General features: G+C 69.9%; 20 protein-coding genes. 9 read left to right on the top strand and 11 right to left on the bottom strand.

All coding sequences use genetic code 11. The features are described from left to right. Nucleotides 1-86 precede the first annotated feature (86 nt). The 4 genes from cysS to OG787_RS26365 all read right to left on the bottom strand — a co-directional run bounded on the left by cysS (nucleotide 87) and on the right by OG787_RS26365 (nucleotide 3,781). Entirely contained in the window at nucleotides 87-1,490 is a 1,404-nt protein-coding gene (gene cysS / locus OG787_RS26380; protein WP_369037721.1) for a cysteine--tRNA ligase, read from the bottom strand. A gap of 250 nt (nucleotides 1,491-1,740) precedes the next feature. After that, a complete protein-coding gene (gene ispF, locus OG787_RS26375) occupies nucleotides 1,741-2,241 on the bottom strand; it encodes a 2-C-methyl-D-erythritol 2,4-cyclodiphosphate synthase (RefSeq protein ID WP_405536572.1) in 501 nt (166 codons plus the stop codon). Next, nucleotides 2,231-2,983, bottom strand: coding sequence for a 2-C-methyl-D-erythritol 4-phosphate cytidylyltransferase (gene ispD / locus OG787_RS26370; RefSeq protein WP_369035821.1), 753 nt, complete (start codon nucleotides 2,981-2,983; stop codon nucleotides 2,231-2,233). The genes ispF and ispD overlap by 11 nt, the downstream gene beginning before the upstream one ends. Nucleotides 2,984-3,298: 315 nt before the next feature. After that, nucleotides 3,299-3,781, bottom strand: coding sequence for a CarD family transcriptional regulator (locus OG787_RS26365; RefSeq protein WP_003953493.1), 483 nt, complete (start codon nucleotides 3,779-3,781; stop codon nucleotides 3,299-3,301). Between the two features lie 579 nt (nucleotides 3,782-4,360). Here OG787_RS26365 and OG787_RS26360 point away from each other — a divergent pair. Further along, on the top strand, nucleotides 4,361-5,026 hold the full coding sequence (locus tag OG787_RS26360; protein ID WP_369035820.1) for a DUF461 domain-containing protein: 666 nt from the start codon (nucleotides 4,361-4,363) through the stop codon (nucleotides 5,024-5,026). Between the two features lie 241 nt (nucleotides 5,027-5,267). Here the strand turns inward: OG787_RS26360 and OG787_RS26355 are convergent, their stop codons facing one another. Both OG787_RS26355 and OG787_RS26350 read right to left on the bottom strand, forming a co-directional pair. Beyond that, nucleotides 5,268-5,948: a response regulator transcription factor gene (locus tag OG787_RS26355; RefSeq protein ID WP_235477186.1), complete on the bottom strand. Its 681-nt coding sequence runs from the start codon at nucleotides 5,946-5,948 to the stop codon at nucleotides 5,268-5,270. Then, nucleotides 5,945-7,270 carry a sensor histidine kinase gene (locus tag OG787_RS26350; protein WP_369035819.1) on the bottom strand — a complete coding sequence of 442 codons (1,326 nt, stop codon included), beginning with the start codon at nucleotides 7,268-7,270 and terminating at the stop codon, nucleotides 5,945-5,947. The genes OG787_RS26355 and OG787_RS26350 overlap by 4 nt, the downstream gene beginning before the upstream one ends. A 202-nt stretch (nucleotides 7,271-7,472) precedes the next feature. Here OG787_RS26350 and phoU point away from each other — a divergent pair, with 202 nt between their 5' ends. The 5 genes from phoU (at nucleotide 7,473) to OG787_RS26325 (ending at nucleotide 10,550) form a co-directional block, all read left to right on the top strand. Next, a complete protein-coding gene (gene phoU, locus OG787_RS26345) occupies nucleotides 7,473-8,162 on the top strand; it encodes a phosphate signaling complex protein PhoU (RefSeq protein WP_369035818.1) in 690 nt (229 codons plus the stop codon). 136 nt (nucleotides 8,163-8,298) lie between these two features. Further along, nucleotides 8,299-8,451: a hypothetical protein gene (locus OG787_RS26340; RefSeq protein WP_235477183.1), complete on the top strand. Its 153-nt coding sequence runs from the start codon at nucleotides 8,299-8,301 to the stop codon at nucleotides 8,449-8,451. 291 nt (nucleotides 8,452-8,742) lie between these two features. Further along, nucleotides 8,743-9,879: a sugar ABC transporter substrate-binding protein gene (locus tag OG787_RS26335; protein ID WP_369035817.1), complete on the top strand. Its 1,137-nt coding sequence runs from the start codon at nucleotides 8,743-8,745 to the stop codon at nucleotides 9,877-9,879. Between the two features lie 116 nt (nucleotides 9,880-9,995). Beyond that, nucleotides 9,996-10,244 (top strand): SCO4226 family nickel-binding protein, encoded by a 249-nt coding sequence (locus OG787_RS26330; RefSeq protein WP_369035816.1) that lies wholly within the window; start codon nucleotides 9,996-9,998, stop codon nucleotides 10,242-10,244. A 72-nt stretch (nucleotides 10,245-10,316) separates the two neighbouring features. Further along, complete coding sequence (locus tag OG787_RS26325) at nucleotides 10,317-10,550, top strand: hypothetical protein (protein WP_369035815.1); 234 nt, start codon at nucleotides 10,317-10,319, stop codon at nucleotides 10,548-10,550. A gap of 1,797 nt (nucleotides 10,551-12,347) precedes the next feature. Here the strand turns inward: OG787_RS26325 and OG787_RS26320 are convergent. Both OG787_RS26320 and OG787_RS26315 read right to left on the bottom strand, forming a co-directional pair. Then, nucleotides 12,348-13,154, bottom strand: a complete 807-nt coding sequence (locus OG787_RS26320) for a hypothetical protein (protein WP_405536570.1) — start codon at nucleotides 13,152-13,154, stop codon at nucleotides 12,348-12,350. A gap of 162 nt (nucleotides 13,155-13,316) precedes the next feature. Beyond that, the gene (locus OG787_RS26315) at nucleotides 13,317-14,078 is read right to left on the bottom strand and encodes a phosphoglyceromutase (RefSeq protein WP_235477178.1); all 762 of its coding nucleotides are present in this window, start codon (nucleotides 14,076-14,078) and stop codon (nucleotides 13,317-13,319) included. Nucleotides 14,079-14,228: 150 nt separating this feature from the next. Between OG787_RS26315 and OG787_RS26310 the strand changes: the two genes are divergently transcribed. Then, nucleotides 14,229-15,506, top strand: coding sequence for an MDR family MFS transporter (locus OG787_RS26310; protein ID WP_369035804.1), 1,278 nt, complete (start codon nucleotides 14,229-14,231; stop codon nucleotides 15,504-15,506). On the opposite strand, the gene OG787_RS26305 is transcribed toward OG787_RS26310, so the two are convergent. Then, nucleotides 15,481-15,936, bottom strand: coding sequence for a DUF2000 family protein (locus OG787_RS26305; protein ID WP_405536569.1), 456 nt, complete (start codon nucleotides 15,934-15,936; stop codon nucleotides 15,481-15,483). The two genes, OG787_RS26310 and OG787_RS26305, sit on opposite strands and share 26 nt — an antisense overlap. Before the next feature lie 49 nt (nucleotides 15,937-15,985). Here OG787_RS26305 and OG787_RS26300 point away from each other — a divergent pair, with 49 nt between their 5' ends. Beyond that, nucleotides 15,986-16,795: an AraC family transcriptional regulator gene (locus tag OG787_RS26300; protein WP_369035802.1), complete on the top strand. Its 810-nt coding sequence runs from the start codon at nucleotides 15,986-15,988 to the stop codon at nucleotides 16,793-16,795. Nucleotides 16,796-16,801: 6 nt separating this feature from the next. Here the strand turns inward: OG787_RS26300 and OG787_RS26295 are convergent, their stop codons facing one another. Both OG787_RS26295 and mshA read right to left on the bottom strand, forming a co-directional pair. After that, nucleotides 16,802-17,296, bottom strand: coding sequence for a YbjN domain-containing protein (locus OG787_RS26295; protein ID WP_369035801.1), 495 nt, complete (start codon nucleotides 17,294-17,296; stop codon nucleotides 16,802-16,804). After that, nucleotides 17,289-18,593: a D-inositol-3-phosphate glycosyltransferase gene (mshA, locus tag OG787_RS26290; protein WP_405536566.1), complete on the bottom strand. Its 1,305-nt coding sequence runs from the start codon at nucleotides 18,591-18,593 to the stop codon at nucleotides 17,289-17,291. Before mshA ends, OG787_RS26295 begins: the two co-directional genes overlap by 8 nt. 177 nt (nucleotides 18,594-18,770) lie before the next feature. Here mshA and OG787_RS26285 point away from each other — a divergent pair, with 177 nt between their 5' ends. Further along, nucleotides 18,771-19,583 carry a class I SAM-dependent methyltransferase gene (locus OG787_RS26285; RefSeq protein WP_405536565.1) on the top strand — a complete coding sequence of 271 codons (813 nt, stop codon included), beginning with the start codon at nucleotides 18,771-18,773 and terminating at the stop codon, nucleotides 19,581-19,583. Nucleotides 19,584-19,737 lie beyond the last annotated feature (154 nt).

The raw sequence follows: 19,737 nt of genomic DNA, 5'->3' as shown, positions 1-19,737 counted from the left end.
CGTCTATGAGTGTGCCGCCCGGGGGCCCGGGCGGCACAATCGATCAAGGAGATATACGGGTTTGTGGGGAATTTGCGGGGAAATGCTCAGCGCGGGCCGAGGGTCCAGCGCGGGCCCTGCGGACCGTCCTCGATGACGAGCCCCGACTGGTTGAGCTGGTCGCGGATGGCGTCGGCGGTGCCCCAGTCCTTGCGTCCGCGGGCGGCCTCACGCTGGTCGAGGACCAGTCGTACGAGGCTGTCGACGACCCCGTGCAGATCCTCGCCGCGGTCTGCGCCGTCCCCGGCCCAGTGCGGGTCGAGGGGGTCGAGGCCGAGGACGCCGAGCATGGCGCGCACCTCGGCGAGGCGGGCCACGGCGGCTTCCTTGTCGTCGGCGGCGAGGGCGCTGTTGCCCTGCCGGACGGTGGTGTGCACGACGGCGAGGGCTTGCGGGACGCCCAGGTCGTCGTCCATGGCCTCGGCGAAGGCGGGCGGCACCTCGGCGGCGGGCTCGACGACACCCCCGGCCTTCTCGACGACGCGCTGCACGAAGCCCTCGATCCGGGCGAACGCGGACTCGGCCTCGCGCAGGGCCTCCTCGCTGTACTCGATCATCGAGCGGTAGTGCGGGGTGCCGAGGTAGTAGCGCAGGACGATGGGCCGCCAGGCCTTGACCATCTCGCTGACGAGGACGGAGTTGCCGAGGGACTTCGACATCTTCTCGCCGCTCATGGTGACCCAGGCGTTGTGCACCCAGTACGAGGCGAAGTCGTCGCCGAAGGCCTTGGCCTGGGCGATCTCGTTCTCGTGGTGGGGGAAGATCAGGTCGAGGCCGCCGCCGTGGATGTCGAAGGCGGTACCCAGGTACTTGTGAGCCATGGCGGAGCACTCGAGGTGCCAGCCGGGCCGTCCCCGCCCCCAGGGCGTCTCCCAGCTGGGCTCGCCCGGCTTCACGGCCTTCCACATGGCGAAGTCGCGCAGGTCCCGCTTGCCGGTCTCGCCGTCCCCCGAAGGCTGGAGCAGGTTGTCGAGTTCCTGGTTGGACAGTGCCAGGTACCCGGGGAAGGAGCGCACGTCGAAGTAGACGTTGCCGTCGGCCTCGTACGCGTGTCCGCGCTCGATGAGCCCGCGCATCATCTCGACCATCTCGGTCACGTGCCCGGTGGCACGCGGTTCGTAGGTCGGGGGCAGGCAGCCGAGGGCGCTGTACCCGTCGTTGAAGGCGCGCTCGTTCTCGAAGCCGATGGACCACCAGGGGCGGCCCTGCTCGTCGGCCTTCCTGATGATCTTGTCGTCGATGTCGGTGACGTTGCGGATGAAGGTGACGTCGTATCCGCGGTAGGTGAACCACCGGCGCAGGATGTCGAAGTTCAGCCCCGACCGGATGTGCCCGATGTGCGGGGCGGCCTGCACGGTGGCGCCACAGAGGTAGATCGAGACACAACCCGGCGTGAGCGGGGCGAAGTCACGGATCTGCCGGGCGCTGGTGTCGTACAGGCGAATGGTCACGAGACAAGGGTAGTGGCCCACACGGAGTGCCCGGCGACCCTTCCCCACAAGGGCCACGTATTCGTGACATTCGCCCCCGCCGCCCCTACCCGTCCCATCCTCGGGGGCGCTGCCCCCGAACCCCCGCTCCTCAAACGCCGGAGAGGCTGAATACCCAGCCCGTCCGGCGTTTGAGGACAAAGGGGGGTCTGGGGGCGCAGCCCCCAGGGATGGGAACGGGTAGGGGCGGCGGGGGCGAGAACACTGGACCTCAGCCCAGGCGGGCCACCAGTGCTGTCGCCACCGCCATCAGGCCCTCGTCGCGGCCCGGGAAGCCGAGGCCGTCCGTTGTCGCGCCGGAGACCGAGACCGGCGCCCCCACCGCCTCCGACAGCACCTTCTGCGCCTCCTCGCGCCGCTTCCCGATCTTCGGCCGCGGCCCCACCACCTGCACCGCGACATTGCCGATCGTGAACCCCGCCGCCCGCACGATCCGCGCCGCCTCCGTCAGCAGCGTGATCCCGGATGCCCCGGACCACTCCGGCCGCCCGGTGCCGAAGTGCTGCCCCAGGTCACCAAGGCCCGCCGCCGAGAACAGCGCGTTGCACGCCGCGTGGGCGACGACGTCCGCGTCGGAGTGGCCCGCGAGCCCCGCCCCCTCGCCCTCCCACTTCAGGCCGGCGCACCACAGCTCCCGGCCCTCCTCGAAAGCGTGAATGTCGGTACCGATGCCGACCTGGGGCAGCACCGGGAACTGCCTCTCAGAAGCCATCGTTGAGCCTCCTCCTGGCCAGTACCGCTTCCGCCAGCACCAGATCCAGCGGCCGCGTCACCTTGAACGCCTCCTCGTGCCCGGGCACGACCACCACCCGCAGGCCCAGCTGTTCGACCATGCTCGCGTCGTCGGTGACGTTCTCGGTCACCGTCTCGTGGGCCCGGACGAGGGTGTCGAGCGCGAAGCCCTGCGGGGTCTGGACCGCCCGCAGCCGCGCCCGCTCCGGCGTCGCCAGCACCGGCTCCGGTTCCCCGGGCGTCGTCGTCGGCTCGACCTCCTTGACGGTGTCCGCGAGCGGCAGCGCGGGGACGACGGCCTGCGCACCCTCCCGTACCGCCTCGATGACCGCGTCCACGGTGTCCACCGGGACGAGCGGGCGGGCCGCGTCGTGGACGAGGACGATGTCGATGCCGGGCGGGAGGGCGTCCAGGCCGAGCTTCACCGACTCCTGCCGGGACTCGCCGCCGGGGACGACCAGGAAGTCCGTGCGGTCGGGGAGCGCGTGGGCGTCGAGGAGGGTCTTCACCTCGGCGGCGCCGTCCGGCGGGGCCACGACCACGACCAGGGAGACGGCACGGGACGCGGCCATCGCGCGCACCGCGTGGATGAGCATGGGCGTGCCGTTCAGCGCGCGAAGCGCCTTGGGGGCGCCCGGACCGAGGCGTACGCCCCGGCCGGCGGCCGGAATGACGGCGGCCGTACGTGCCCCGGGCGGTGTGGGGCGCGATTCGTCAGACATCGGTTCCTGTCAGGTTTGTGTGCCGAGCCCTCGTGGGTATGGCCTGGAGGAGTGCCGGGCGCGAGCCTCGATCGGACCCTTCCGTGACATCCGGTCGAGCGGTCTCCGGGCCCGGCACCAATATCAGTACTTCGGTACTACTGACGGCTTCAGTGGGTGCTGGGGAATTCACTTCCGGGCACGAACATGCCGCAGCGCCCGGCGACATTGGATACGTCATCGGGCACCGCGGCATTTTCACTGTGCTGCTTGCTGTGCTGCTTAAAACTGACTGAGTGCGCGGGCTTCCAGGGCCCGCGTTCAGTCAGTTCGGGTTCAGGACGCGAGCACCTCGTCGAGCAGGGCTTCGGCCTTGTCCTCGTTCGTGTTCTCCGCGAGCGCGAGCTCACTCACCAGGATCTGGCGAGCCTTGGCGAGCATGCGCTTCTCACCGGCGGACAGTCCGCGCTCCCGCTCACGACGCCACAGGTCACGTACGACTTCCGCGACCTTGATGACATCACCGGAGGCGAGCTTCTCCAGATTTGCCTTGTAGCGACGTGACCAGTTCGTGGGCTCCTCGGCATACGGAGCGCGCAGCACCTCGAAGACCCGGTCCAGCCCGTCCTGACCGACCACGTCACGTACGCCGACGAACTCCGCATTGTCCGCTGGCACACGTACAGTCAGGTCACCCTGGGCGACCTTCAGCACCAAGTAGGTCTTGTCCACGCCTTTGATCTGGCGAGTTTCGATGGCCTCGATCAGCGCGGCCCCGTGATGGGGATAGACCACGGTGTCGCCAACCTTGAACGTCATGTGACAGGTACCCCTTCCGTGGCTATCCAGGGTAACACGGAAACGACAGCTTCTGAATGGCGTTTTCGCAGGTCAGGGCATATCTCGGGGCTTGACAACAGCAACAGGAACGTGCTTCGGGAGGGCCCCGGAGGCGAAGGGGGAGGGGGTATTCGCAGGTCGGAGCGGCTCTCCGAACGAAGTGAAACCCGGGCGTTACACACACCTGGGGACCCCGCTGGGCAACCAAACATCCACTTATGTCCGCTTCCAAGTGTGCGACTTACGCTACTCCGTTCGGTGAGCGGAGTCGGCTGTGCGACGAATCCGGAATTGATCACCGCTTGGCGATCTCCGGGTGATCTCCAGGTGATCTACGGGTGATCAATTTCCGATCCCTTCATTCCCTTCACAGTAAATGTGAATGTCGAAGTGGCTCTTGCGGACAGCCCCGCACTCCCGGGGAACCACCCCCGCCCGTCGTTAGAGGCGGGTCGGGTGCGGTGGCGTGGGAACGGCTCGGTAACCTAAGGCCGCTGACAGACACTTAGGGTGGCTTTACAAGGAGCTGCCCGTGCGTTCCAAGGAGTTGCCGCCGCCGTGAGCAGCAGCCTTCGACGCGGCGCCCTCGCCGCATCCGCCCTCGCGTTCTCGGTCGCCACGCTCGCCGGGTGCGCAGCCGGAAACAACGCCCAGACGCTGGAGATCAAGCCGGACAACGCGGCCACCTCCGTCGGTGACATCAAGCTTCAGAACGTCGTCATCATCACCCAGCCGGAGCTGGAGTCGACCGGCCCGGCCGCCGTCTCCGCGACGGTGTTCAACAGCGGTACGACGGCCCAGACGCTGGAGTCGATCACCGTCCCCGGCACCGGCAAGACCGCCGAGCTGACGGCCGCGAAGGGCGGGAGCCTGAGCATCCCGGCCGGTGGTTCGCTCATCATCGGCGGCGCGAACAACGCGTCCGCCGTGCTGCCCAGCAGCCGCGAGGCGGTGCAGGACGGCAACGCGCAGAAGATCACCTTCGCCTTCAGCAAGACCGGTGACGTGAGCCTGCGCGCGTTCGTCGTCCCGGCGGAGAGCTTCTTCTCCTCGTGGGGCCCGACCGAGGTCCCGGCGGCCCCCGTCGAGACCAGTCCCGCGCCGACCGGCTCCGCGGAGCCGGAGACGTCCGGTTCCGCGACCGGGGCCGCCGAGACGCCCGCGGCGGGGGCGACCCCGAGCACGTCGGCCTCGGAGACGGACACGGCTGCCGACGGCGGCTGAACCGTCGTACACGCCGAAGGGCGGGGCCTCCTCGGGGAGGTCCCGCCCTTCGGCGTACCGGCGAGCTGTTGTGCGGGCCGGTTTACGGCTCGAACTTGTACCCGAGGCCACGGACCGTGACCAGGTAGCGCGGCGCGCCCGGGTCCGGCTCGAACACCATCCTCGACGCACCCCTCGCACCGCTTCGCGGGCTTCGGAGTGCTGCGCCGAACTCCGTCCGGCGGCCGACGTGAGCCCCGGTTTACGGCTCGAACTTGTACCCCAGGCCGCGCACCGTCACCAGGTACCTGGGCGCGCCCGGGTCCGGCTCGATCTTGGCGCGGAGGCGCTTGACGTGGACGTCGAGGGTCTTGGTGTCGCCGACGTAGTCGGCGCCCCAGACCCGGTCGATGAGCTGCATGCGGGTCAGTACGCGGCCCGCGTTGCGCAGGAGCATTTCGAGCAGGTCGAACTCCTTGAGGGGGAGGTCGACCTTGGCGCCGGAGACGGTGACCACGTGGCGGTCCACGTCCATGCGGACCGGGCCGGCCTCCAGCGCGGCCGGGGTGACCTCCTCGGGCTCGCCGCGGCGGCGCAGGACGGCCCGGATGCGGGCGACCAGTTCGCGGGAGGAGAAGGGCTTGGTGACATAGTCGTCGGCTCCTATTTCCAGGCCGACGACCTTGTCGATCTCGCTGTCCTTGGCGGTGACCATGATCACCGGGACGTTGGACTTGCCCCGCAGCTGGCGGCAGACCTCGGTGCCGGGCAGGCCGGGCAGCATCAGGTCGAGCAGGACGAGGTCGGCGCCGTTGCGCTCGAACTCGTCGAGTCCGTCGGGCCCGGTGGCCGCGATGGCGACCTCGAAGCCCTCTTTGCGGAGCATGTACGAAAGGGCGTCGGAGAAGGATTCCTCGTCCTCGACGACGAGCACTCGGGTCACGGAAGGACCTCCGGGGCGTGAAGCGGATCGTAAGGGGATGTGCCGGTGGTCCGGTCGGCCTCTTCGCCGGGGTCGGACGGTCCGTCCCCGGCTTCGGGGTCGGAGTCTGGGAGTGACTCGGGGTGCGAGTCATGGTCGTACAGATGTGCCCGGTTCGCGCGGGCGCGGCGGGCGGCGCCCGCTTCCGGGAGGCGCAGGGTGAACGTGGAGCCCTGGCCTTCGGAGCTCCACACGGTGACCTCCCCGCCGTGCGAGGCGGCCACGTGCTTGACGATCGCCAGGCCGAGGCCCGTACCGCCGGTGGCGCGGGAGCGGGCCGGGTCGACGCGGTAGAAGCGCTCGAAGATGCGCTCCTTGTCCTTCTCGGAGATGCCGATGCCCTGGTCGGTGACGGCGACCTCGATCAGGTCGCCGCCCGTGGCGCTCACCCGGCGGGCCGCTATGCCGACGCGGGTGGCGGAGGGCGAGTAGTTGACGGCGTTCTCGACGAGGTTGCCGAGGGCGGCGGCGAGCTGGCCGCGGTTGCCCCAGACGCGCAGGTCGGCGGTGCCGCCGGCGGCCATGGTGATCTGCTTGGTGCCGGCCTGGTGGCGGCAGCGGTCGACGGCCTCGGCGACGAGTTCGTCGACGCGGACCGGTTCGGCGTCCTCCAGCGGGTCGTCGTTCTGCACCCGGGAGAGGTCGATCAGCTCCTGGACGAGGCTGGTGAGGCGGGTCGCCTCGATCTGCATGCGGCCGGCGAAGCGCTCGACGGCCTCCGGGTCGTCCGAGGCGCCCATGACGGCCTCGGAGAGCAGGGAGAGCGCGCCGGTGGGGGTCTTCAGCTCGTGGCTGACGTTCGCGACGAAGTCGCGGCGTACGGCCTCGATACGGCGGGCCTCGGTGAGGTCCTCGACCAGGAGGAGGACGAGGCGCGAGCCCAGGGGGGCGACGCGGGCGGAGACCGCGAGGGCCTCGCCGCGGCCGGTGCCGCGTCGGGGGAGGTCCAGCTCGACCTGGCGTATCTCGCCGTCGCGGCGGGTGTCCCGGGCCATCTGGAGCATCGGCTCGACCGACAGTTTTCCGCCACGGACCAGCCCGAGGGCGTACGCCGCCGAGCTTGCCTTGACGACCGCGTCCGCCTCGTCGAGTACGACGGCCGAGGAGCGCAGCACGGACAGCACCGTGTCCACACCGGGCGGCAGCACGGGGTCCGTGTGCAGCGAGGTGCGGGTGGGGCGTTTCTGGTCGCGCTCGCTCCAGCGGAACGCCAGCATGGCGATGACGCCGGTGAGCACACCGGCGATCGCTGCCGCTGCGGCGACCGCCGCGTTCACGTCCATGCCCCCAGGTTAGGCATGGGGTACGACATGGCCACAGCCATCAGTGTGCGACCTCGAACACTCGTCGCCCAGAGTTCACCTTGGAGCCAGTATTGGTTCATTTGTCGGGGCGGAAAACGACGCGTGCCTGCCCGAACGTGGGAGCGTGGGGGTCACGGGGCCTGGTGCTGCCCCCGAATGGACGTCAAGAGAGGGACACCTGATGCGTGACGCGTACCACGAAGAACTTGACTCGATCGGCGACAGTCTGGTCGAGATGGCCCGTCTCGTCGGGTCGGCGATCGGGCGCGCGACGACGGCGATCCTCGACGCCGACCTGAAGCTGGCCGAAAGCGTCATCGAGGCCGACGCCAAGGTCGACGAGCTCCAGCACGACCTGGAGGGCCGCGCGATAGCGCTGCTGGCCCGCCAGCAGCCGGTCGCCACCGACCTGCGGATAGTCGTCACGTCGCTGCGCATGAGCGCCGACCTGGAGCGCTCGGGCGACCTCGCCCAGCATGTCGCCAAGCTGGCCCGGCTGCGCTTCCCGGAGCGGGCGGTCCCGCGCGACCTGCACGCCACGATCCTGGAGATGGGCCAGCTCGCCCAGCGTCTGATGGCGAAGGCGGCCGAGGTCATCATCACCAAGGACGTCGATCTGGCGATGCAGCTGGAGACGGACGACGACGAGATGGACCGTCTGCACCGCACGCTGTTCCAGCACCTGATCGACGAGCGGTGGAAGCACGGCATCGAGACGGCGGTCGACGTGACGCTGCTCGGCCGCTACTACGAGCGCTACGCGGACCACGCGGTGTCGGTCGCCAAGCGTGTGGTGTTCCTGGTGACGGGCGAGCACGCGGACGAGTTGCAGCCGGACGTACAGCCGCCCACGGGCGTCGAAGGGGCCTGAACCTCCGTACACCTGTGCGCCGTTGATGCGCCCGGCGGAACGGGCATGCAATGGGGAGAAGGCACCGGATCCGCTGGATCCGGTCTCCAGGATCCAGCGGATCCGGATCTCTAGGACCACCCTCCAGGAGGGCCCCATGGCCGAGACCCCCAGCACGCCCGACCCGACGCAGGAGCGCGAGACGCAGCATCCCGCCGAGATCAAGCATCTGCCCCTGTTCGGCGCCTGCGGCTGCGGCTCCGGCTGCGGGTGCGGCTGCCAGTCGGGTGCCCCTTGTCAGTGCGGTTGACGCCCGGCGTCAGTCACCGGGACCCCGCTCCCTCCCCATGTGGAGAGAGCGGGGTTCTTTTGTGCGCGGTGGTGCCGTTCGCCCTGTTCCGGACCGGGGGACGGCGGCCCCGGTCGTCGCCGAACGGGCATACACTTCACACCAGTTGACGCTCTGGCGCTGTACATGCACAACAGGCACCCTGTTGCCATCTCGTTAACCAGTGCTTCTTGACGTTACGTGCTGTCCCGGCGTTGGCTTCCGTATCTGTATCTGGGTTCGTCATGCTTCCCCGCCTGGAAGGCACCTCCCGTGAACGCTCGTACCCCCCGTCGGATCGCCGCACGTCGTACCGCGATCGCGGTGACGGCCGCCGCCTCGGCCCTCTCGCTCGCCGCGTGCGGCGTCATCGACAGCGCCAGTGGAAGCAGCGGTTCCGCGGAGCCCAAGAAGGGCGACGACATCACTGTGGGACTCCTTCTGCCCGACAAGAAGACGACGCGTTTCGAGAAGTTCGACTACCCGCTCTTCAAGAAGCAGGTCACCGCCCTCACCAACGGCAAGGGCAAGGTCCTCTACGCCAACGCCGAGGCGGACAAGACCAAGCAGAACCAGCAGCTCGAAGAGATGGTCGCCGAGAAGGTCGACGTCCTCGTGGTGGACGCGATCGACGCCCACACCATCGCGCCGGCCATCGAGAAGGCCAAGGACGCGGACATACCGGTCATCGCGTACGACCGGCTCGCGGAGGGCCCGATCGACGCGTACGTCTCCCACGACAACGAGCTCGTCGGCGAGGTGCAGGGCCGCTCGATCGTCGAGGCCCTCGGCACCAAGGCCGCGACCAGCAAGATCGTCATGATCAACGGCTCGCTCACGGACCCGAACACGAACCGGTTCAAGACCGGCGCGATGAACGAGTTGCAGGGCAAGGTCCAGATCGCGGCGTCGTACAACACCAAGGACTGGCTGCCCGAGATCGCCAAGAAGAACATGGAGGCCGCGATCACGTCCGTCGGACTGAGCAACATCAAGGCGGTCTACTCGGCGAACGACGACATGGCCGGCGCGGCCATCGACGCGATGAAGGAGGCCGGCGCCAGCACGATCCCGCCGGTGACCGGGCAGGACGCGAGCCTGGAGGCGGTGCAGCGGATCGTCTCGGGCGAGCAGTACATGAGCGTCTACAAGTCGTTCATCCTGGAGGCCAACAACGCCGCGTCCATGGCGGTGGCCAAGGTCCAGGGCCGCTCGATCGAGTTCGACGCGCTGACCCGCGACAACGTCGACAGCCCGACGCAGAAGCAGATCCCGTCGATGCTGGTCCCCGTGGTGGCGCTCACCCAGGACAACATCAAGGACACGGTGATCCAGGACGGCATCTACACCGTCCAGGACATCTGCACCCCGGAGTACGAGGCGGCCTGCGAGGAGATCGGCCTCAAGTAGCGGGAGGGCCGCGTACGGGGTCGCCAGGGTGGGCGTACGGGCAGAGGATGGAAGACAGGCGGCACCCCGTACGCCAGAAGATCACAGATCGGATCAGGGATAGGAGGTGCGACGCCATGCCCCGGTTCATGGACGTCCACCACGACATGAAGGGCATCACGGCCGACCAGCTGCGTGAGGCCCACAACGCCGACCTCGCCATAGAGAAGGACGAGTCGGTCCACTTCGAGAAGGCCTGGGCGGACCCCGCCTCCGGCACGGTCTACTGCCTCTCGGAGGCCCCCTCCGCGGAAGCGGTCCAGCGCATCCACGAGCGCGCCGGTCATCTCGCCGACGAGATCCATCCGGTGCCGCTGACGGTGTGAGAACCCGGTGACTCCGCGGGCGGACCGCGCACCGGATGCCCGGCTCGCGGTCCGCCCCGGAAGGGAGACCCCATGAAGCGGACGCTGCCCTCGCAGACGAGCACCACGAAGGAATCCCCGGCCGAGGTACCCCGCGACCCCCGCGAGAGCGATCTCGCCCCGCTGCTCACCGCGTGGGACCGGGCCCACCCCACCGTCGCCGACCCCGACTGGCGCCACCTCCTGGACGAGATCGCCCATCCCCGGACCACACAGGCCTTCCACCACCTGGCCGAGACCGGCGGGAACCACGGGGCAGGGTCTTGAGCGGTGGGGTGGTGCGCCGACGGTAAGGGGGCGCGTTGCGCGCAGCCGGCGGTTTCCGTGTCTCCGGTGTGCGCCCTCCCGCGAGGGGTTCGGTGGGAGGAACCTGGGAGTTCACGACGAACGAGGGAGTTCGGGGTGAACAACCAGGAACTGATGGCCGGTTGGGCCCGGGAGCGCCTGATCGCGATACACCGGGCCACGCCCGCGCCGGGCGGGGACGTGACGGCGCTGGCGTACGAAGTGGCGCGATCGTACGGGGAGTTGGCGACGTTCCTCCCCGGAGTGCAGCCGCCGCCCGGTGACCCCGGACAGTGGGCGCCCGGAGCGGTGGTCAAGGCGGGGGCCGCGGTGATCGGGGTACTGGACGAGCTGCGGACCCCGGGGGGACCGGGGAAGAGCCACGACCTGCCGGAGCTGTTCTTCGCCGCCTCCGTCCAACGAACCCTGACGGGCGGCCCGGACGCCGTCACGGCCGCCTGCGTCAGCGCGCTGACGGGGGACGCGGAGCAGCTCTGGGCGCGGGCGTTCGGAAAGCTCCTCGTGTACGCGATCTCGGTACCCCTCGTAGGCCTGATCGACGACCTGACGAGGATGCTCGCGGAGGCTGTGGCGGCGTGGCGGTGGATCAACCTCCAACGTCAACTGACGCTGTGCAGGAAGGAGTTGGTGTCGTCGCCGGTCGTCGGCGTACCGGAACCGGTGGAGTCGCAGGTCGCCCTGACTGCCCCGGCCGCCCTCCCGAACGGGCCAGGGCAGGTGCCCCCGTCTCAGCCGAAGACCCCGTCGGCGTCTCATGAGGCGTTCGGCCGGCCCGGCTCCAACAGCGACCGCACCGCGCCCCCCGCGCCCACGCCCGAGCGGTCGGCCGCCCGACCGGAGCGCGTGCCGCAGCCGAGCACCTCACACGCCGGAACCAGCGGGCCGTCGGTGCCGAAAAGGCCGGAGACACTTCGCAGCACGGAACCCCCTGCGCCGCGAGACCCGATGCCCCAGGTACCGCCGACACCACGAACGCCGCCACCGTCCTCTCCCAGGCCGACCGGATCCGTACGGGGCGTTGCCCCCACGACCCCCGGCGCCCCGGGAAACGGGCCACTGCCCCCACCTCGCGTACCGTCCCGGCAGCCGACGACGCCCTCTCAACGCGTCCTGCCTCGCAGGGCCGCCAGGGGAACCCCGGCACGCACACCGGGCGTCGTCGGCCCCCAGCAGCCCGTAGCGTCCTCGCGCCCGCAGCGTCGCGCAGGCGAGCTGCCTCGCACGGCCTCCACCGGAAACCGGGCGCAACCGGGGACCCCACCCGCACCGGCCCTCGATCCGCCCGGGAAGCGGCAGTCGATCACCGTCCCCGCGCGGCAGACCCCTAGCCGGCGCAAGCTGCCTTACGTGCCGTCAGCCGCTGAAGCGCCCTCACCCGCACCGGCTGTCGAGCCGCTCCCGGAGCGAGATTCGGTGACGCCCACACCGTCTCAGTCGGTCACCCTCCCCGCGCGGCAAGCCCCCCGCCGGCGCAGGCTGCCGTGGGTGCCCAGTGTGCCGAGCAGCAGCAGCCTCGAGTCCCGCGTGCCCGAGATCGGGTACCGGAGCCCATCGCGAATCTCCCCCGACCACCCGCGCCTGCCCCCCGCCTCGCCCCGGACCAATCTGCCGGAGCCGCCAGGAAGCAGCGGCCCCGGGTTCCCCGGACGCTGACGGGGGTCTCGTACGACAGTGAAGGGCTCCGGCGCACATACCGTGCCGGAGCCCTTCGTCATGCTGCTGCTTCCGGGACGGTCACCTCACCGGCCCGTCCGAGCCTCACTTCACGTCGACGTAGTCGGTCCAGCCGGCCGCGGGCAGGGTGAGGCTCGTGCCCGCGAAGGTGTAGCGGTACGCGCCGTCCGCCGTCGCCTTCACGGTGGCCTTGGCCCAGCCGTTGCGGTCGGTCTTGATCTTCTTCAGCGTGACGAAGGCGCCGCTCGTGCCCTTGCGGTACTGGAGCAGCACCTGGTGCCCGATGAGGGGCACGTTCTTGTTCGTCTCCCAGCTGGCGACGGTCATCTGGGCCTTGACCGTGAGGTTCTTGCCCTTCGTCACCGGCTCGGGGGTGGCGTCGGTCTGGGTCATGTAGGTCGTGCGCTTGATGCGGGCGAAGGAGGTGAGGTCGTAGAGGCCGTCCGCGCGGGTGACGTTTCCGTCACCGTCCACAGCCGTGAAGCTCAAGTACCAGAGACCGGCGAGGGCATTGCTGTGGAGGTTGACCTTCGGGTCGGCGGTCAGGAGTCCCTCGCACCAGGAGGTGATCTCGTTGATCTCGTGGCAGTTGGCGGACGCGGTGATGACCGCGTCGGGCTTCTCCGGGTCGTCTCCGCGCCGCAGCTCGACCGACACGCTCCTGATGCCGGACGGGTCGGTGACCGTCGTGGAGATCGGGATCAGCCTCTTCTTCGCGGCCTCGACGCCGACGGTGTAGTCCTGCCAGTCGTGGTTGACGTCGATGTTCGAGAACTTCGAGGCCGAGTCGTCCTGGTCGGCCCCGGCCGCCGGGGCGGCGAGAGCGGTGACGGCCAGAGCGGCGCTGAGGGCAGCGGCGGTAGCTGTGGCGACGGTGGCGCGTATGCGCATGGCGTGGTTTCCCCTGTTAGGTGAATCGGGTGGTGCCTTCACCTGCGTGAGACTGACGGGGCGGGTGGGGGGTTGTGCAATCTTGCCGATCGGCCTGGCCCTGGCCACGAAAATGCCCCCGATCCGCGCCGTGTGCGCAGGTCGGGGGCACGATCGTGCAACCTACTTTTTCTTGCCCTGGTTCTTGACCGCCTCGATCGCCGCCGCAGCCGCGTCCGGGTCCAGGTAGGTACCGCCCGGCTTCACCGGCTTGAAGTCGGCGTCCAGTTCGTACGCGAGCGGGATGCCCGTCGGGATGTTCAGGCCCGAGATCGCCTCGTCGGAGATGCCGTCGAGGTGCTTGACCAGGCCGCGGAGGCTGTTGCCGTGGGCCGCGACCAGGACCGTACGGCCCGCCAGCAGGTCCGGGACGATGCCGTCGTACCAGTACGGGAGCATGCGGACGACGACGTCCTTCAGGCACTCCGTGCGCGGGCGCAGCTCCGGCGGGATCGTCGCGTAGCGCGGGTCGTCGGACTGGGAGAACTCCGTGCCGTCCTCGAGGGGCGGCGGCGGGGTGTCGTACGAGCGGCGCCACAGCATGAACTGCTCCTCGCCGAACTCGGCGAGCGTCTGGGCCTTGTCCTTGCCCTGGAGGGCGCCGTAGTGGCGCTCGTTCAGACGCCAGCTGCGGTGCACGGGGATCCAGTGGCGGTCCGCGGACTCCAGGGCCAGCTGGGCCGTGCGGATCGCGCGCCTCTGGAGGGAGGTGTGGAGCACGTCGGGGAGCAGGCCGGCGTCCTTGAGCAGCTCACCGCCGCGGACCGCCTCCTTCTCGCCCTTGTCGGTGAGGTTGACGTCCACCCAGCCGGTGAACAGGTTCTTCGCGTTCCATTCGCTCTCGCCGTGGCGGAGGAGGATCAGCTTGTACGGTGCGTCGGCCATGCCCCGAGCGTAATAGAACGTCCTGATCCCTTGCTCGGCCGCCCGGCAACCGGACAGTTGACGGGATCTGTTAATTGAGTGGCTCCTCCGAGAGGCACGCTCGTAAGTTGTCACCACCATCTGTGCTGCTTACGTTCGTGGGGGATCCCTGTGTCACTCGCCGCCCTGAAACGCGCCGCCCGAGAGTCCGTCTCCGGGTTGCCCCGCGAGTTCTGGTGGCTGTGGACCAGCACCCTCGTCAACCGGCTCGGGGCCTTCGTCGCCACGTTCATGGCGATCTATCTGACCCTCGACGGCGGGTACTCCGCCTCGTACGCCGGTCTCGTCGTAGCCCTCCACGGGCTCGGTGGGGTGGTGTCGTCGATCGGCGGCGGTGTCATGACCGACCGGCTGGGGCGTCGGCCCACTCTCCTCATCGCCCAGTCGTCCACCGCCTTCTCCGTGGCGCTGCTCGGGTTCATGCACGACCCCGTCGCCATCGCCGCCGTCGCCTTTCTCGTCGGCATGGCCAGCAACGCCTCGCGGCCCGCAGTCCAGGCGATGATGGCCGACATCGTGCGGCCCGAGGACCGAGTCCGCGCCTTCTCCTTGAACTACTGGGCCATCAACCTCGGCTTCGCCGTCTCCTCCGCCGGGGCCGGCTTCATCGTCGAGGTCAGTTACGTCGCCGGGTTCCTCGTCGAGGCCGGGATGACGCTGGCCTGCGCGGTCATCATCTTCATGAAGCTGCCCGAGTCACGGCCGACGCGGGCCACGAAGGCCGAGCAGGCGGAGGAGGACTCCGTCGGGCTCGGGACCGTGCTGCGCGACGGGCGCTTCATGAGCGTCGTCGGGCTGGCCTTCCTCGTCGCGCTCATCTTCCAGCAGGGCCTGGTCGGGCTGCCGATCGCGATGGGCGAGGCCGGGTTCACCCCGGCGGACTTCGGGATGGTCGTCGCCGTCAACGGCGTACTGGTGGTCGTGCTACAGATCCCCGTCACCCGGTTCATCGAACACCGGGACGCCCGCCGGCTGCTGCTCGCCTCGTCCCTGCTCGCCGGGTACGGGTTCGGGCTCACCGCCTTCGCCGGGTCGGTCGGCGTCTTCATCCTCACCGTGTGCGTCTGGACCCTGGCCGAGATCGTCAACGCGCCCACCCAGACCGGGCTGGTCGTCCGCCTGTCCCCGCTGCACGGCCGCGGTCGCTACCAGGGCATGTACACGATGGCCTGGTCGGTCGCCGGCCTCGTCGCCCCACTGATGTCCGGCTTCGTCATCGACCACCTCGGCGCGGAGTGGCTGTGGGGGCTGTGCGCGGTCGTGGGGACGGTGGCGGGGGTGGGGTACTGGGCGCTGATGGGGCGGGTTCCCGAGGAGGAACCGGTGCAGGACGCAAGCGAGAAACCCGCGCCCGCCGACACCGTCACGGGTGCATCCGCGACCCCTTGATCACCTTGTCCACCGCGTTCTTCGGCCCGTACACCGCGAGCCCCACCAGATCCAGCTCCCCGGTCCGTACGGCCCGTACCGCCGCCCGGTTGTCGTGGTCGTTGCCCGTGGCGAAGAGGTCGCCGGTGAACACCGCGCGCGGGAGGGAACGGGACAGCACGCGCGCGTGGGCGGCGGTCAGCGTCTCCTTCGTCGCCTCGAAGACCAGGACCGGCTGGCGGAACATCGGAAGGTAGCGCACTCCGTCTCCGTCCTCGTAGGGCTCGCCGATCACCTCTGGGACCGTCGTCCCCAGGCCGCTGACCAGGAACGCCGTCACGTTCAGGCGCTGCCAGGGCTCCAGGTCCTCGCGCAGCAGGACGGCGATCTTCGTGTCGAAGCGGGTCGGAGCGGGGGTGGGGGCGGTGCCCGCGGGGGTCTCTGTGCTCATGCTTCGAGACTGCCGAGTCCCGTACGATCCCGTCTTGTACGTTCTTTGCATGGCCACCCGGCAGGAAGTCTCCGCCTGGCGCCCGGCCGTGACGGGCGTCGTCGAGGTCTTCCACGCCCACTTCACCGAGTACGCGTACCCGATGCACGTACACGACACCTGGACGCTGCTCATCGTCGACGACGGCGCCGTACGGTACGACCTCGACCGGCATGAGCGCGGTACCCCGCACGACACCGTGACCCTGTTGCCGCCGCATGTGCCGCACAACGGGTCGGCCGCCACTCCGGACGGGTTCCGCAAGCGGGTGCTGTATCTCGACTCCACGCATCTCGGCGACGAGTTCATCGGGGCCGCCGTCGACCGGCCCGATCTGCGCGATCCCCTGCTGCGGCTGCGCGTCGGGCAGTTGCACGGGGCGCTCGTGCAGGCCGGGGAGGAGTTCGAGGCGGCCAGTCGGCTGGCGCTTGTCGCGGAGCGGCTGCGTACGCGGTTGCGGGCGACGGACGTACCCCCTCGTCCTCCGCGCGCCGATCCGCCGCTCGCCCGGCAGTTGCGCGAGCTGCTCGACGAGCGGCTCGTCGGCGGGATCGCGCTCGACGAGGCCGCGCGGCTCGTGCACGCGCATCCCGCGCATCTCGTACGGGCGTTCAGTGCGGCCTTCGGGATGCCGCCGCATCAGTATCTGACCGCGCGGCGGGTCGAGCGCGCCCGGCGGCTGCTGCTCGACGGGCAGGCTCCCGGCGAGGTCGCCGCCGCCACCGGGTTCTACGACCAGGCGCATCTCACGCGGCACTTCAAGAAGTTGGTGGGTGTGCCGCCCGGGCGCTACCGGCTCAGCGGCGGAGTCGGTCCGTAGGAGACGTCAGTCCGTCGTAGGACGCCGGGTCAGGTGGGCGAACGCGTCCAGGTTGCGGGTCGACTCGCCCCGGGACACGCGCCAGGCGTACTCCTTGCGGATCGCCGACGCGAAACCCAGCTCCAGCAGGGTGTTGAAGCCGCCGTCGGCCGCCTCCAGGACCGAGCCGAGCAGACGGTCGATCTCCTCCGGGGTGATCGCGGAGAGAGGCAGCTTGGAGGTGACGTAGACGTCGCCCAGGCGGTCCACCGCGTAACTCACGCCGTACAGCTTGAGGTTGCGTTCCAGGAGCCAGCGGTGGACGCCCGGTTCGTTCTCGTCGGGGTGGCGGATCACGAACGCGTTCAGGGAGAGGGAGTGCTTGCCGACCAGGAGTGAGACCGTCGTCGACAACTTGCGGGTGCCCGGGAGCTTTACGACGTAGTTGCCGGGGTTCGGGCTCTCCCACTCCAGGTCCGCCTCGGTGAGGACCTGTTCGATGATCGACGCCGCATCAGCCATGCAGCGAGCGTACGCGACGCCTGTGGGCCTGCATCGCGGCCGTGTAGACGTCCGCCGTGGCCGCCGCCGAGGCATCCCAGCCGAAACGTTTCGCGTGCCGGGCCGCCGTCTCGCCCATCCGGGCCGACAGGGTCTCGTCGTCGGCGAAATCGCGCAGCACGCGCGCGTAGGCGGCCGGATCGTGGCCTTGTACGAGGAATCCCGTACGTCCTTCCGCCACCGCCACCGGGAGGCCGCCCACCGCTGCCGCCAGGACCGGTGTGCCCGCCGCCTGCGCCTCTATCGCCACCAGGCCGAACGATTCGCTGTAGGACGGCATGACCAGGACGGACGCCGCCCGGAACCAGTCCGCGAGCTGCTCCTGGCCGACCGGCGGGCGGAAGCGCACGACGTCCGCGATGCCCAGCCGGGCGGCGAGTTTCTGTAGGCCCTCCGGCCTGGCCAGGCCGCTGCCGCTCGGGCCGCCGACGACGGGGACGACGATCCGGGAGCGCAGCTCGGGGCGCTCGTCCAGGAGGACGGCGACCGCGCGGAGCAGCACGTCGGGGGCCTTCAGGGGCTGTATGCGGCCCGCGAAGAGGGGGATCAGGGCGTCCTGCGGGAGGCCGAGGCGGGCGCGGGCGGCGGCGCGGCCGTCGGCCGGGGAGAAGCGGTCGAGGTTGACGCCCGGGTGGACGACGGCGACCTTGCGGGGGTCGGCGTCGTAGTGGCGTACGAGTTCGTCGGCCTCTTCGGCGGTGTTGGCGACGAGCCGGTCGGCGGCGGCCACGACCTGCATCTCGCCGATGACGCGGGCGGCTGGTTCGGGGTTGTCGCCGTCGGCCAGGGCGGCGTTCTTGACCTTGGCCATGGTGTGCATGGCGTGCACCAGGGGGGTGCCCCAGCGCTGCGCGGCGAGCCAGCCGACGTGGCCGGAGAGCCAGTAGTGCGAGTGGACGAGGTCGTAGTAGCCGGGGCGGTTGCCGGCCCAGGCCTGCATGACGCCGTGGGTGAAGGCGCACAGCTGGGCCGGGAGGTCCTCCTTGGCGAGGCCTTCGTAGGGGCCCGCGTCGACGTGCCGGACGAGGACACCGGGGGCCAGCTCGACGGCCGGGGGGAGGGTGCCCGTGGTGGCCCGGGTGAAGATCTCGACCTCGATGTTGATCGCGGCGAGGCGCTGCGCCAGCTCGACGATGTAGACGTTCATCCCGCCGGCGTCGCCGGTGCCGGGCTGATGAAGGGGGGAGGTGTGCACGGAGAGCATGGCGACGCGGCGGGGCCTGCGACGGCGCCCCAGCCTGCCGATGTACTGGCTCACGTGGCGTTCCTCCTCCAGCCTCGTTCTCCTGCCGTCCTGCGCGGATCTCTTTTCCCAAAGGTCCGACAGAGGTCCGAAGGGTCAACGCCAGAAGAACGCAACCCATTTCCTCTTTACCCAATCATTACCCTTTACGCTCAACCGTTCGATACCTGGCCACCCCTTACCCTCGTATCCATGGCTGCCCGCACATCGACGCCCCGACCCTTGGGAACAGTCACACGCGGGACGACCAACCCCAACCGCCTGCGCCGGATGGACCGCTGGATCGCGGCCACGCACGGCGCCGCGCTCCGCCGCACCCCCTCCCCCGTCGCGGTCGACCTCGGGTACGGCGCCGCGCCCTGGACGGCCGTCGAGCTGCTCGCGCGGCTGCGTACCGTGGCGCCACGCGCGCGCGTGGTGGGCGTCGAGATCGAACCGGCGCGGGTCGCGGCGGCGAAACCGTACGAGCGCGAGGGGCTCGTCTTCCGGCACGGCGGCTTCGAGATCCCGGTCCCGGAACGGCCGGCGCTGATCCGCGCGGCGAACGTGCTGCGGCAGTACGAGGAGGGCGAGGTCGCCGGCGTCTGGGCGCGGCTGTGCGCCCGGCTCGCGCCGGTCACCGAAGTCCCCGGGGGCGGGCTGCTCGTCGAGGGGACGTGCGACGAGATCGGGCGGCGGCACGTGTGGGTCGCCCTCGGACCGGAAGGGCCGCGCACGGTCACCTTCGCGGCCCGGCTCGGCTCCCTGGACCGCCCCTCCGACCTCGCCGAGCGCCTCCCGAAGGCCCTCATCCACCGCAACATCCCCGGCGAACCGGTGCACGCCTTCCTGCGCGACTTCGACCGCGCGTGGGCAGCGGCGGCGCCCTACGCCTCGTACGGGGCACGCCAGCGCTGGATCCGGGCGGTGCGGGACCTGACGGCGGACTGGCCCGTGCTGGACGGGCCGGCGCGGTGGCGGCAGGGGGAAGTGACCGTGGAGTGGGGGGCGTTGGCGCCACTTTAGCTACCTTTTGGCATATTTGATTACTTCCCTGGCGCCCCAAATTGCTCACGAATCACGGGCAACGATCTCCGTACCTCGTTCGTCACACATGCGGAGGACAAGGGAGGGGCAGGCACCTCGCCGGAGGCCTGTTTCTTTTCGCGGTGACATGTCA

This window comes from Streptomyces sp. NBC_00075, from assembly GCF_045041225.1.
Lineage (GTDB): Bacteria > Actinomycetota > Actinomycetes > Streptomycetales > Streptomycetaceae > Streptomyces > Streptomyces adonidis.
The sequence above is the reverse complement of the archived record's forward strand: the minus strand, read 5'-3'. Positions and strand labels throughout refer to the sequence as shown.